This window comes from Acinetobacter sp. GWC1_38_13 (assembly GCF_001767535.1).
Taxonomy (GTDB): Bacteria; Pseudomonadota; Gammaproteobacteria; order Pseudomonadales; family Moraxellaceae; genus Acinetobacter; species Acinetobacter junii.
In genome coordinates this window covers 1-12,470 of record NZ_MELG01000053.1, presented here as the reverse complement: position 1 = coordinate 12,470, position 12,470 = coordinate 1, and the positions used below count along the sequence as shown (strand labels likewise).

16 protein-coding genes are annotated in these 12,470 nt (G+C 37.3%); 9 read left to right on the top strand and 7 right to left on the bottom strand.

The window, feature by feature from the left end:
- A partial coding sequence (glnS, locus tag A2003_RS05530) for a glutamine--tRNA ligase (RefSeq protein ID WP_286686923.1) occupies positions 1-1,043 on the bottom strand: 1,043 nt, incomplete at its 3' end.
- Positions 1,044-1,212: 169 nt separating this feature from the next.
- Here glnS and A2003_RS05525 point away from each other — a divergent pair.
- The 3 genes from A2003_RS05525 to nfsB all read left to right on the top strand — a co-directional run bounded on the left by A2003_RS05525 (position 1,213) and on the right by nfsB (position 3,256).
- Complete coding sequence (locus A2003_RS05525; protein WP_004912121.1) at positions 1,213-1,722, top strand: peptidylprolyl isomerase; 510 nt, start codon at positions 1,213-1,215, stop codon at positions 1,720-1,722.
- 21 nt (positions 1,723-1,743) lie between these two features.
- Entirely contained in the window at positions 1,744-2,460 is a 717-nt protein-coding gene (locus tag A2003_RS05520; RefSeq protein ID WP_286686922.1) for a UDP-2,3-diacylglucosamine diphosphatase, read from the top strand.
- Positions 2,461-2,602: 142 nt separating this feature from the next.
- Positions 2,603-3,256, top strand: a complete 654-nt coding sequence (nfsB, locus tag A2003_RS05515; protein WP_004962856.1) for an oxygen-insensitive NAD(P)H nitroreductase — start codon at positions 2,603-2,605, stop codon at positions 3,254-3,256.
- Positions 3,257-3,283: 27 nt separating this feature from the next.
- Here nfsB and A2003_RS05510 read toward each other — a convergent pair whose 3' ends face one another.
- The 5 genes from A2003_RS05510 to tsaE form a co-directional block, all read right to left on the bottom strand.
- On the bottom strand, positions 3,284-4,144 hold the full coding sequence (locus tag A2003_RS05510; RefSeq protein WP_286686921.1) for an EamA family transporter: 861 nt from the start codon (positions 4,142-4,144) through the stop codon (positions 3,284-3,286).
- Positions 4,145-4,222: 78 nt separating this feature from the next.
- The gene (gene hfq / locus A2003_RS05505; protein WP_286686920.1) at positions 4,223-4,735 is read right to left on the bottom strand and encodes an RNA chaperone Hfq; all 513 of its coding nucleotides are present in this window, start codon (positions 4,733-4,735) and stop codon (positions 4,223-4,225) included.
- A gap of 92 nt (positions 4,736-4,827) precedes the next feature.
- Entirely contained in the window at positions 4,828-5,772 is a 945-nt protein-coding gene (gene miaA, locus A2003_RS05500; protein WP_286686919.1) for a tRNA (adenosine(37)-N6)-dimethylallyltransferase MiaA, read from the bottom strand.
- 6 nt (positions 5,773-5,778) lie between these two features.
- The gene (mutL, locus tag A2003_RS05495) at positions 5,779-7,752 is read right to left on the bottom strand and encodes a DNA mismatch repair endonuclease MutL (RefSeq protein WP_286686918.1); all 1,974 of its coding nucleotides are present in this window, start codon (positions 7,750-7,752) and stop codon (positions 5,779-5,781) included.
- Positions 7,742-8,218: a tRNA (adenosine(37)-N6)-threonylcarbamoyltransferase complex ATPase subunit type 1 TsaE gene (gene tsaE, locus A2003_RS05490; protein WP_286686917.1), complete on the bottom strand. Its 477-nt coding sequence runs from the start codon at positions 8,216-8,218 to the stop codon at positions 7,742-7,744. The genes mutL and tsaE overlap by 11 nt, the downstream gene beginning before the upstream one ends.
- A gap of 121 nt (positions 8,219-8,339) precedes the next feature.
- On the opposite strand from tsaE, the gene A2003_RS05485 reads away from it, so the two are divergent.
- The 4 genes from A2003_RS05485 (at position 8,340) to A2003_RS05470 (ending at position 10,520) form a co-directional block, all read left to right on the top strand.
- The gene (locus tag A2003_RS05485; protein ID WP_004912137.1) at positions 8,340-8,627 is read left to right on the top strand and encodes a hypothetical protein; all 288 of its coding nucleotides are present in this window, start codon (positions 8,340-8,342) and stop codon (positions 8,625-8,627) included.
- Between the two features lie 20 nt (positions 8,628-8,647).
- Entirely contained in the window at positions 8,648-9,562 is a 915-nt protein-coding gene (locus A2003_RS05480) for a pseudouridine synthase (protein WP_286686916.1), read from the top strand.
- A gap of 110 nt (positions 9,563-9,672) precedes the next feature.
- Positions 9,673-9,981 carry a type II toxin-antitoxin system RelB/DinJ family antitoxin gene (locus A2003_RS05475; protein WP_004955067.1) on the top strand — a complete coding sequence of 103 codons (309 nt, stop codon included), beginning with the start codon at positions 9,673-9,675 and terminating at the stop codon, positions 9,979-9,981.
- A gap of 95 nt (positions 9,982-10,076) precedes the next feature.
- Positions 10,077-10,520, top strand: a complete 444-nt coding sequence (locus tag A2003_RS05470; RefSeq protein WP_004912141.1) for a GNAT family N-acetyltransferase — start codon at positions 10,077-10,079, stop codon at positions 10,518-10,520.
- Here the strand turns inward: A2003_RS05470 and A2003_RS05465 are convergent, their stop codons facing one another.
- Complete coding sequence (locus A2003_RS05465) at positions 10,521-11,234, bottom strand: pseudouridine synthase (protein WP_087540470.1); 714 nt, start codon at positions 11,232-11,234, stop codon at positions 10,521-10,523.
- Between the two features lie 246 nt (positions 11,235-11,480).
- On the opposite strand from A2003_RS05465, the gene A2003_RS05460 reads away from it, so the two are divergent.
- Positions 11,481-11,981 (top strand): hypothetical protein, encoded by a 501-nt coding sequence (locus tag A2003_RS05460; RefSeq protein ID WP_004955072.1) that lies wholly within the window; start codon positions 11,481-11,483, stop codon positions 11,979-11,981.
- A 126-nt stretch (positions 11,982-12,107) separates the two neighbouring features.
- Positions 12,108-12,470 (top strand): MsnO8 family LLM class oxidoreductase (locus A2003_RS05455; RefSeq protein ID WP_286686915.1); only part of this gene is annotated, 363 nt, incomplete at its 3' end.

The following is a 12,470-nucleotide window of genomic DNA, read 5'->3' as shown; positions in this document are numbered from 1 at the left end:
ACATCAACAATACCATCCGTTTTAGACACACCTACACGCTTACAGAAATCACGTAAACCTTCTGGAGTAAAACCACGACGACGCATACCAACAACGGTAGGCATACGTGGGTCATCCCACCCATTCACATAACCACCCTCAACCAATTTACGTAGTTTACGTTTAGAGGTGATCGTATAATCCACATTTAGACGTGAAGACTCATACTGACGAGGAACTGCATCAGAGTGAACTTTTTCAACAATCCAGTCATAGAATGGGCGATGATCTTGGAACTCTAATGTACATAAAGAATGCGTAATCCCTTCGATAGCATCAGATAATGGATGAGCGTAATCATACATTGGATAAATTTTCCATTTATCCCCTGTTTGATGATGTTCTGAATGTAATACACGGTAAAGGATCGGATCACGCATGTGAACATTTGGGCTAGCCATATCAATTTTGGCACGTAAAACAGCACCACCTTCCTGAATTTCACCGTTACGCATTTGTTCAAAACGCGCTAAGTTTTCTTCTACGGTCGCATCACGATAAGGTGAGTTCTTACCTGGCTCTACAAAGTTACCGCGATTAAGTCTAATTTCTTCAGGCGTTTGCAGATCGACATAAGCATCACCCTGTTTAATGAGCTGAACCGCCCATGTATAAAGTTGATCAAAATAGCCAGAAGCATAACGAGGTTCACCATTCCAGTCGAAACCGAGCCATTTCACATCATTGGCAATCCCATCTACATACTCTTGATCTTCGGCATCAGGATTTGTATCGTCAAAACGCAGATTACATAAGCCGTCAAATTCCTCGGCAATACCGAAATTTAGACAAATCGCTTTCACGTGACCAATGTGTAAATAACCATTTGGTTCAGGTGGAAAACGTGTCACAACTTTCTGAGTACGACCTTCTTTTAAATCATCAGTGATTACTTGGCGAATGAAATCTAAGCCTGCCTGTTGTTCTTGCTGCGCAGCATCGACAGAGGCATGAGTATTCGTCGGGGTCTTTGGCAGTTCTGAAACAACATCATTTGGCTTCATAAGGTGTAAATCACTTCTTGCTTGTTGAAAAATAGAAAATTAAAACGCAAACTTTGGTTTTTATCAAAGATTTTAACGTTTTTTACTTGCCTTGTAGTTTACAGTTTGCTTATGCTTCTCTCAACCAAAAACCCATGGTCAATTTGCCCATGTTTAGGAGATTAATGTAATGAGTTTTCCTCAAGTCGAATTAAACACCAACAAAGGTCGTATTGTTCTTGAGCTTAACGCTGAAAAAGCACCAAAAACGGTTGCAAATTTCTTAGAATATGTACGTGACGGTTTCTATGACGGCGTAATTTTCCACCGTGTGATTGATGGTTTCATGATCCAAGGCGGTGGCATGGACGAAAACTTCAAAGAAAAAGCTACTCGTGATTCTATCGAAAATGAAGCTGACAACGGCTTAAGCAACGATGAAGGCACAATTGCTATGGCACGTACGCAAGCTCCTCATTCTGCGTCAGCTCAATTCTTTATCAACGTAAAAAATAACTCTTTCTTAAACCACACTGGTAAAACAGCACAAGGTTGGGGTTACGCAGTATTTGGTAAAGTTGTAGAAGGTATGGATGTTGTAGCTACAATTAAAGGTGTGCGTACTGGTAACCGTGGTTATCATGCTGATGTTCCTTTAGAGAATGTAGTTATCGAATCTGCTAAAATTATCTCTGAATAATTTTATCCAACAGGATTCTTTGTGACTTATCTGTTTATTTCAGATTTACACTTGTCACCTGATCACCCTCGACTCGTTCGAGGGTTTTTGGCTTTATTAAAAGAATATAAAAATAAAAACACTCAACTCTATATTTTAGGTGATTGGTTTAATGCTTGGATTGGTGATGATTATGGTGCCCCATGGCTAGATGAAATTATTACAACCTTACAAGAATTCACAGCTGCGAATAATCATGTTTATTTCCAAGTTGGAAATCGAGATTTTGTTTTGGGTAAGAAGTTTTTAGCATTATTTAATGCTACGCTTTTACCTGATGTTTATATTCTAGAAATTAATCATAGGAAGTTTCGCCTCGAACATGGCGATGCTTTATGTACTGATGATGTTGCTTATCAACGTTTTCGCAAAGTGATACGTAATCCAGTCTTATTGGGCATTCTAAAACGCACACCTTTAAATTTTAGACAAAAACTTGCCAATGGTTTTCGTAAAAAAAGTAGTGAAACTAAACAACTAAAAAGTTATGACATTATGGATGTGAATCTGTATGCCGTTGAAAATGCAATTCATCAAGTAGATTTCTTAATCCACGGTCATACCCATCGCCCTGAAATTCACGAAATTATCAATAAAAAGCGTATTGTCCTTGGTGATTGGCGTGAAGATACGGCTTGGATACTTGAGATAAATGAGCAAGAAAACTTTAAGCTCGATTTCAAAAAATGGTCATATTAATCGAGTAAATACGTAGAATATTTTTGACTAACTTATTCACCGTTCGTAAAACTTAAATCTCTATAAAAAATCACATTTAGCTACTTTCGATGTAATTAATATCAAGTAAAATCATTAAAATTTCTAATTGAGTTAAAGACGGATGGATGTTCTAGTTACTGCCAAAACACGCTATGCAACAAAGGCATATAATGCAGAGAAAAAAATTCCACAACAACAATTTGAAAAACTACTCGAAGTTCTGCGTTTTAGCCCTTCTTCAGTAAATATTCAGCCTTGGCACTTTTTAATTGCTGAAACCGATGAGGCGAAACAAAGAATTGCGAAGGCCCTAACTGGTAATTATATTTATAATTCAGCAAAAGTTTTAAATTCTTCGCATACTCTTGTATTTTGTACTCGTACTGATATCAGCGCTGAATACTTAGAACAATTACTACAACAAGATGAACTAAATGGTCGCTTCAAAGATGAAACCGCAAAACAAGGGCAACGAGATACTCGTAAAGGCTATGTTGAGTTTTATCGCAATGAACTTAAAAATCTCTCTGCTTGGATGGAAAATCAAACTTATCTTGCACTTGGGCAACTACTATTCGCTGCAGGATTAGAAGGAATTGATGCAACCCCAATGGAAGGCTTTGATCGAGATACTATCAATCAAGAATTTGGATTAGCTGAAAAAGGTTTAAAGGCATCCGTTGTTGTTTCTCTAGGTTATCGTAGTGAAAATGACTTTAATGCAAAATTGCCTAAATCTCGACTGCCAGATCAAGTCGTATTCACTCGCTTATAATTTTTATTTAAGGGAGTCAAAGCTCCCTTAATTCATCATTGATTTAGCTAAACACAGCACTGCAAATATTCCAGCAAATAAACCAATCCATGTGTAAGTAGTTAGTTTTTCTTTAAAGAACACTACGCCACTAACTACACCTAACATTACGACAAGAATATTCATTCCAGCAAATACGATTGCAGGTGACTCTTTAAAAATCATATGTGCTTTTACATACAAGGCAATATTCGCGAAATTTACCCCACCAAGAAGTAGACCCATAAATATATTTTTAGGTTGCCAATTTGGTTGCGCAAATGCGAGATAGCCTATTGATAAAATAAATGCAGCTATAAATGTTAAATTTAATGTCACTGCAAACTGCAGCCCTAAAGTACTGCTATATTTAAGCAATACATCAATTGCAGCGTATCCAGCCCAAACACTTAACAGGAAAAGCGCTGATCTTACACTGGTGCCTTTAAGCGATTTCTCAGTCGCCTGTCCAAAAATAATAGCGAAGACTGCGATTATCCCAACACCGACACCAATTAATTTTAACTGGCTAAATTGTTCTGAAAATATAAAGTAGGCCGCAAGTAAAGAAAGTACAACTGATAATCTTTGGGCTATTTCAGTTTTAAGAATTCCAGCAAATTGCAATGATTTAGCTAAGCATAAGAAAATGCTAGGGAGTAAAATAGCTAAAAGAAAAATAAGCCACCAAGGAGTATTCTGAATTGAGATATGTGTGATGTCAGTTTTAAACCAATAAAAACATAAGATGCTTGCACTCAAATAATTCCATGCGATCATTTGAAAGACATCAAACCCTTTTGTTTTTAAAAACTTTAATAAAATCGATACCAGTACACTGCAACACGCAGCAGCAATAATCATTTCCATAATATTTATTCTGACTTTTTAAACACAAAAAATGCCAGTCTGAAATTAGACTGGCATTTTCTTAACGATCATTATCAATTAACGATTATTTTCGTCTTCTTGACCATCTTCGAATTTAGTTTCGCTATCGAAGCCACCTTGATGACCACCGAAGCCACCTTGGCTACCAAAGCCGCCTTGACCACCGAAGCCGCCTTGACCACCGAAGCCACCTTGACCACCGAAGCCACCTTGACCGCCGAAGCCGCCACCTTGACCACCGAAGCCACCTTGACCACCGAAGCCGCCACCTTGACCACCGAAGCCACCAGCAGCACCTTGACCACCGAAGCCACCTGTAGCACCTTGAGCTGGGAAGCCACCAGCACCTTGAGCACCAGCTGGACGAGGGTTACGCGCAGGAACAACTGTAGAAATAGCGTGTTTGTAAACCATTTGGCTTACAGTGTTCTTTAACAAAACAACATATTGGTCAAAAGACTCAATATGCCCCTGCAATTTAATACCGTTCACAAGGAAAATAGAAACTGGAATACGTTCTTTACGGAGAGAATTTAAGAACGGATCTTGTAAAGTTTGACCTTTAGACATTTTTAACTCCAAAAAAAATTTTAAATCAGCGCAAAAAAACTATCTTTATTTTTCAACTAAAAATTATAAAAAGACAGCCTGCGAATTTTGCTTTATCCAAAGAAGTTTCGCAAGTCTTCTTTCGCCTGCTTTATCGTCACGTAAGTTTTAAAATCGTGTATTTCTTGCAAAGAACGTAACCAAGTGTATTGACGTTTGGCAAGTTGCCGTGTCGCAAATAGCGCTTTGCTCTCCATTTCTACTTTATTTTTGAGACTTAAGTCACTTTTTAATAAAAAATCTAAAGCTTGACGATAACCAACAGACCGCATGGATGGTAAATTGTCATTTAAATCGTATTTAACAATTAGCTCCTCCACTTCATTCAAAAAACCAATATCCCACATTTTGCTCAATCTTTGCTCAATGCGTTTATGTAATTCTAACCGATCAGGCATCAAAGCGTAGTTATGAAAAGTGTAACGGTATGGTTGATTTTTAGGTTGTTCTGCTTGTAGTTTTGTTATCGGCTCGCCAGTTAATCTATACACCTCGAGCGCACGAATAATGCGTTGTTTATCCGAGACTTTAAATTTCTGCCCTGCAATTGGATCAACTGCAACTAATTCATCATAAACTGCTTGCCAGCCTTCTTGTTCCGCTTTTGCTACGATTTCTTCCCGCGTTTTAGCATCTGCATTAGGTAAGTTATCTGCAAGCCCTTCCATCAATGCTTTGAAATAAAGCATCGTGCCACCCACTAAAATCGGGGTCTTGCCTCTCTTGTGCATATCATCAATCAGTGGACATACATCCTCGACGAATTGCGCTGCAGAATAAACTTCTAATGGTGTAATAATATCAATCAAATGATGAGGATATTGTTCCTGCTCTTCTTTAGTTGGTTTTGCAGTACCAATATCCATGTCTTTATAAACTAAAGCTGAATCGACTGAAATTAGTTCAAAATTTCCACGCTCATAAAGTTCACATGCCAATGCTGTTTTACCACTTGCGGTAGGCCCCATTAAATTGATGACGGGCAATTGATTTGACATGTAGAACTACTCTCCTCGAGCAAATAATTTATCTAGTTGGTGAAGTGGGAATGCACGCCACGTTGGACGGCCATGGTTGCATTGACTCGCAAATTCAGTTTGTTCCATTTGACGTAATAAGGCATTCATCTCTGATAAACTCAATTGACGATGTGCACGAACAGCACCATGACATGCCATTCCTGCTAAAAGTTCATCACGTTTTTGCAATAAGCCTCTTGCTTCATCATTTGGATCAAGATCATTTAACAGCTCTGGAATCAGATGATCAAAGTCAGCTTTTTGTAAAATGGCAGGTACACCACGTACAATTACTTGCTCATCACCATATTGGTTAATTTCTAAACCCAAACGCTGTAATTGAGGTTGTAATTCTTCAATTCGCACGGCTTGTATACGGGTGATAGAAACAACTTTTGGAATTAAGAGTTGCTGTGATGTCCAAAATTCAGGTTTATCCCATGCTGATTTCATTTGTTGCAGCAAAATACGTTCATGCGCGGCATGCATATCAACAATAATTAAACCCTCAGTATTCTGAGCTAATATATAGATTCCATGAAGCTGTGCAATTGCGATACCGAGTGGAAATTCGTCTACTCGAGTTTTAAATCCCTCTAGGTCACCATTTTTCACAGATGAAGTATCTTCATGCTCAAATGATGTTTTCTCATCTCGTAAAGGAGCTAGATAAGTTTTTAGTGCATTATTGAGTTGAACTGAACCATTGTAACGAGGTTCTTGCGGTACTGAATTATATTGCACAGCCTGTGGACGACTTTGTTTAAACTCTGTGAGTAAATCAGTTGAAATCTGATTTTGATCATTTATTGAGGATTCAGTTTCAACATGATTACGATGTAAATTAAATTGTTCTTGGTACTTAGGTTGCGATTGATAATTAAAATTTGTTGTGGATTCTTCCACTTTCATCGCTTGGGCTAAATCAGCACTTGCAGTTTGAAATTGTGACAAGGTTTCTTTTGCATAGTGTCGCACAAACTCGTGAACTTCACGCTGATTCAAAAAACGTATTTCATGCTTCGTTGGATGTACATTTACATCAATATTTTCTGGATCAACTTCTAAAAAAAGTAAGTACGAAGAATGCTGATGACCATGCAGAATCCCGTCATAAGCCATTCTTAAAGCATGTGAAATTGTTTTATCTTTTACAATACGACCATTTACATACACATATTGCAAGTCTGCTTGAGCACGTGCATCAGATGGATGACCTAACCAACCTGACAAACGCATATTGATACTTTCAGCATCTATCCAATACGCATTTTGAATGAATTGTTGACCTAATAGTTGTTGAACACGTTGATAGCGTAACTCTCCACTATCTGCGACGGGTAAATTCAGGCGAATATTGTCGTTGTGTTCTAAAACAAAACGAATATCAAAATGAGTCAGAGCCAAACGGCGAACTATTTCTTCAATATGACCAAATTCAGTGCTTGGTTTCTTTAAAAACTTACGGCGCGCAGGTACATTAAAAAATAAATCTTGCACACGAATATGTGTTCCTTTCTGTGCAGCGACAGCTTGAACTTGTTGATGATCAAACGCAGTACCATTCACTTCGACCTGATAGCCAATTCCTTGTTCATCTTGACTACTGGTTAATGTTAAACGTGACACCGCAGCAATCGATGCAAGCGCTTCCCCACGAAAACCTAAACTGACAATTGCATGAAGATCTTCAGAAGTTTTTATTTTACTCGTAGCATGGCGCATTACAGCCAAAGGTAAATCATCTGAATGAATACCATGACCATTATCTATGATTTCTATCAGTGTTGAGCCACCTTGAGCTACGCGAATAATCAACTCAGTCGCACCAGCATCAATTGAGTTTTCTAATAATTCTTTTACTACAGATGAAGGACGCTCAATTACCTCACCTGCCGCAATTTGGTTCGCTAGTGCGGCATCAAGAGTATGAATACGACGTATTGAATCATGCACCATGCAATTGTTCCTGCAAAGTATCGGCTAGCTGCTGTGAATTTACATCTAATGTCACAAAACGAGTTAACTCATCATCTGATTTTTGTATATCAATAACAACATCAGCCTGTGGAATTTCATCACCACCTTTTGATGGCCATTCAAATAAAAATAACCCATTTGGTGTTTCAAGATAATCTCTAATACCCATTAACTCTAATTCATATGGATCATCTAATCGGTATAAATCAAAATGGAAAACTTCTTGACCATTGATGGTATAAGGCTCAACCAATGTATATGTCGGACTTTTTACAGAACCTTGATGCCCCAAACTCTGAAGAAAATAGCGTGTGAAAGTAGTTTTACCAGCACCTAGATCACCAATCAAATAAATAATGCCTGAACGAATCTGCTGAGATAAGACTTGTGCAAAACGTTGAGTGTCTTGTTCATGATTTAGGGTAAATTTCATTGAATACGACATGGCAAATAAAACAAAATTGGGATGGCAGCTATGATAACATTGCCCTGCTTTAAAGCCTAATCCGTAAAGAAAAGCTGCTACATTTTAATGCAATTATGATCTCAAAAATTAAAGGATCAATATGTCTTCTGAAGCTTTATTAATTGACTGTGCATGCCACGGTCAAAACTATGCTGCTGTCATATGTGGGCATTTAGTTCAAAATCATGAACATCCATTAGGATTTATTGAAAACGTTTCAGATCGAACCAATCCTCAAGGTTGGTGTTTAGCATGTGAATATGTTTTTACACAAGAACAAGAAATGTCTGATGTATTTCGTAATTTCAACCAAATGGCAGTAGTGTGTATTGAATGCTATGACAGCATTAAAAATAAACACAATATCTACCCACATCCTTCAGTTTAAATTACCTACTTTAATATCTTATGATGAAAGCTGCAAAATCACTATTTACTCCTCCGTTAATAAATGGTGTTAGTGCCAGTAAAGTCTTTCTACCCAATGATGTCTCTGAATTGACTATTTTTGAATACTTATGTGTTCAATTCCCTCATATACAAGCAATAGAGTGGCAACAACGCTTTGAGGATGGATTAATTTATGCATCAGACGGTATGAAATTAAGTATTCGAGATAGATATACGCCCAATACTTTTATTTTCTATTATCGTTTTCTGGCACATGAAATACATGTGCCATTTGAGCATCAAATTCTATTTGAAGATGAACATTTGCTTGTCGTGGATAAACCACATTTCCTGACGATGTCTCCAACGGGTCAATACGTTCAAGAAACATTATTGGTAAGACTTAAAAAACAAACGGGATATGCTGAACTAACACCAATACATCGACTTGATCGTGAAACTGCAGGCGTAGTGCTTTTCTGTAAGAAAGCAGAATCACGCGGAATCTATCAGCAACTTTTTGCCGAACGAAAAGTACAAAAAACTTATCATGCTATCGCTGCATATCGACCAGAAATCAAATTTCCAATGACTTTGGAATTACACATGGAAAAAGGTCATCCTTTCTACACCATGCGAGTGAATTATAACAAAACAGCAAATACTGAAACTTTTATAGAATTACTTGAACATAATTTCCAACATGCTAAATATCAACTTTCACCCAAAACTGGAAAACAACACCAACTTCGGGTGCATCTCAACCATCTAAATGTTCCTATTCTAAATGATCCTTTTTATCCAACCGTGCTACACAAAGCAGACGATGACTTTAATCATCCACTTCAACTGTTAGCAAAAGAAATTAGTTTTATTGATCCGATCAGTAATTTACAAAGAATTTTTAGATCCAACCATGAATTGACATTGTAAGTATGACGTAATGACAAAAAAAGCATTATTTCAACTCAAAACGATTGAAATTAGCTTTTGATCGTTTAAAATACCTAGCGATAATTAAAAAATATTTGGTCATATTTTTCATGAGAAAAACAGAAGTTTATCAGGTTCGTCTTGATTCACAGGAAAAGAAACAAGCTTTTGCTGTTTTTAAGCAGTTAGGTATCTCCCCTGCTCAAGCAGTTCGACTTTTCTTCAAACAAGTCGTTTTGACAAAATCTATCCCGTTTGCGATTGAAAACCAAAACATCAACATGGAACAGTTACTCAAATTAAGAAAATCAAAAAATGCTACAACCGCTGATCATTCAACATCTACAGACTTAGAAGATGACCATGAAGATTTGTTTGAAGAACTAAATGCTTTGCTTGGTGAAAGTGACAAAAGTTAACAATGTTGCATTTTTAAACAAGTTTTTAATTTTTAAGCTGAATCTTTTTAGATATTCTGACAATCCAAATAAAATTATAACTCATGGATTTAGGAATGATTGTCAAGAGAGCAACACGTGAAGACCTAGAGCAACTTGCTGTTTTATTTGATGAATATCGTCAATTTTATGGTGCCTCTGCAAACATTAAGCAATCCTACCAATTTTTGAAGCACCGATTTGACAATAAGGAAAGTGTTATCTTTATTCACGTAAAAGATAATGTCTTTACAGGATTTGTCTTACTTTATCTTGCGTTCTCATCAGTTGCTTGTGAAACCTACTATATTTTGGATGATGTCTATGTAACCCCATCCTACCGTAAACAAGGTTCGGCAAAACAACTCATCGACACCGCTATTTTATTTGCAAGACACGAAAATGCTTTACGCATTAGTTTAGAAACTCAAAAAAATAATATTGAATCTCATAGACTTTATGAGCAAATGGGTTTTATGCGGGATGATGAGTTCAACACCTTTCATTGCTTCCTCAAATAATTACTTTTCCAGTGCAATATTATGACTAAGCTGTTTTTGTGTAGCAGATAAATACAGCCACTCACCCTCTGGAATTTTTGGCAATTCAAATAAACCAACTTGATGACGATGTAAATCTTCCACCTTATTCCCAACTGCAGCTAACATTCGCTTAACTTGATGATAGACGCCTTGGTGAATCGTCATAGAAAGCTGATGTTCAGAAAATAAATGAACATCCGTAGCAGCGTAAATTCCTTTTTCATTTCTCAGCTCAACACCTTGTTCTAAAGCCTGTTTTTGCTCTTGTGTAATAGGGTCTGCTGTTGTGACATGATAAACTTTTGGAACATGTTTACGCGGATTGGTCAAAGCTTGCAAATATTGACCATCATCAGTTAATAATAATAATCCTGTTGTATCCTGATCTAACCGCCCAACACATTGAATACCACGATGTAGAAGAATTTCGGGAAATAAACTGAATACGCTTTTATGATGCGTTGCTTGGTGAGAACACTCATAACCTTTAGGTTTATTTAACACGATATAAACATTCTCGCGAAATAAATACTCTTCGCCAAAAACTTCAAAACTTAAATGTTCTGTTGGGAAATTTTGCTTCGGATTATCACAAATTTGGTTTTCAATCGTCACTGAACCATTTTTGATAATTTGTTGACAGTATTTTCGAGAACCAAACCCTTGCGATTGCAAAATTTTTTCCAACAACATCTTTTAAATCCGATCAAAAACTCCGTTTATTGTACTCTATTCCTTACCCATACTGCTGTATGTTGAACTGTATGTATATCCGATATAGGCAATCTTCACAATTTCTCCATTTGTAATACAAGCAATACAAAACCCTTCTAAAAGAATCAAACTCTGAGGCTTGCACTCCATATTTTGGCTCAAAATTCTTGTTACATTTGTTTCAAGCAAAAATATTGTCCCAAAAAATGGACAAGGAGTTTCAGTATGAAATCTAAAATTTGGTTATACAGTACTATTATTGCAACCTCATCTATGCTGTCTGTTGCTCATGCGGATAATTCAACTCGTGTTGCCGCGACTTCAGCACTGGGTAGTGTTGTTGGAACTGCAATCGGTCAACAACTCGGTGGCAATACTGGAGCTATGATTGGTTCAGCGATTGGTGGTGCAGGTGGTGCAGCCGCGTCAAGTAATAAACGCGATCGAACTGAAGCTGCTATTGGTGGAGGATTAGGTGGTGTAGGTGGTTATACTGTAGGACGTAATGTTGCAGGAACCAATGGCGGTTATGTAGGTGCTGCTCTAGGTGCTGCAGGTGGTGCTGTTTTAGGTCAAAAAGTAGGTCAAGATCGTGATCTAGACAATCGTAGATATGATGACCGCTATGAAAATCGTCGCTCATACGATGATAGACGTTATTACAACTCTCGTTACAAATACCGTCACGACAATGGTTTACACCGTGGTTGGTACAAAAATCGTTGATTTTAAATATTTAATATGAGCACCTTCGGGTGCTTTTTTATTATTGAGGTAATATATCGAAAAATTTCAATATACATCAAAAACAATATATCGTATTATTTCGATATATTGTTTTAGGTTATATCGATGAAATCATTACAAGAGATAAAGTTTTCAGTTTTGGAGCTGGCACCTGTTCGCGAAGATAAAAGTATTGAGTTTTCACTTCACCATGCACTTGAACTCGCACAACATGTAGAGCAACTAAATTATGAACGTTTTTGGCTAGCTGAGCACCATAATATGGATGGTATCGCAAGTTCCGCTACCGCTGTTCTTTTAGGTTTTATCGCCGCACACACGCAACATATTCGTTTAGGCTCTGGTGGCATTATGCTACCTAATCATGCACCACTCGTTGTGGCTGAACAGTTTGGTACCCTAGCAACACTTTACCCCAATCGATTTGATTTAGGCTTAGGTCGCGCGCCTGGCACAGATCCTTTGACT

What these genes read in the sequence shown, in the direction of transcription:
- tsaE (WP_286686917.1), bottom strand. Translation starts at nt 8,218, where the DNA reads ATGTCGTATTCAATGAAATTTACCCTAAATCATGAACAAGACACTCAA.
- A2003_RS05485 (WP_004912137.1), top strand. Translation starts at nt 8,340, where the DNA reads ATGTCTTCTGAAGCTTTATTAATTGACTGTGCATGCCACGGTCAAAAC.
- nfsB (WP_004962856.1), top strand. Translation starts at nt 2,603, where the DNA reads ATGGATGTTCTAGTTACTGCCAAAACACGCTATGCAACAAAGGCATAT.
- A2003_RS05480 (WP_286686916.1), top strand. Translation starts at nt 8,648, where the DNA reads ATGATGAAAGCTGCAAAATCACTATTTACTCCTCCGTTAATAAATGGT.
- hfq (WP_286686920.1), bottom strand. Translation starts at nt 4,735, where the DNA reads ATGTCTAAAGGTCAAACTTTACAAGATCCGTTCTTAAATTCTCTCCGT.
- A2003_RS05460 (WP_004955072.1), top strand. Translation starts at nt 11,481, where the DNA reads ATGAAATCTAAAATTTGGTTATACAGTACTATTATTGCAACCTCATCT.
- A2003_RS05510 (WP_286686921.1), bottom strand. Translation starts at nt 4,144, where the DNA reads ATGGAAATGATTATTGCTGCTGCGTGTTGCAGTGTACTGGTATCGATT.
- A2003_RS05525 (WP_004912121.1), top strand. Translation starts at nt 1,213, where the DNA reads ATGAGTTTTCCTCAAGTCGAATTAAACACCAACAAAGGTCGTATTGTT.
- miaA (WP_286686919.1), bottom strand. Translation starts at nt 5,772, where the DNA reads ATGTCAAATCAATTGCCCGTCATCAATTTAATGGGGCCTACCGCAAGT.
- A2003_RS05470 (WP_004912141.1), top strand. Translation starts at nt 10,077, where the DNA reads ATGATTGTCAAGAGAGCAACACGTGAAGACCTAGAGCAACTTGCTGTT.
- mutL (WP_286686918.1), bottom strand. Translation starts at nt 7,752, where the DNA reads ATGGTGCATGATTCAATACGTCGTATTCATACTCTTGATGCCGCACTA.
- A2003_RS05465 (WP_087540470.1), bottom strand. Translation starts at nt 11,234, where the DNA reads ATGTTGTTGGAAAAAATTTTGCAATCGCAAGGGTTTGGTTCTCGAAAA.
- A2003_RS05475 (WP_004955067.1), top strand. Translation starts at nt 9,673, where the DNA reads ATGAGAAAAACAGAAGTTTATCAGGTTCGTCTTGATTCACAGGAAAAG.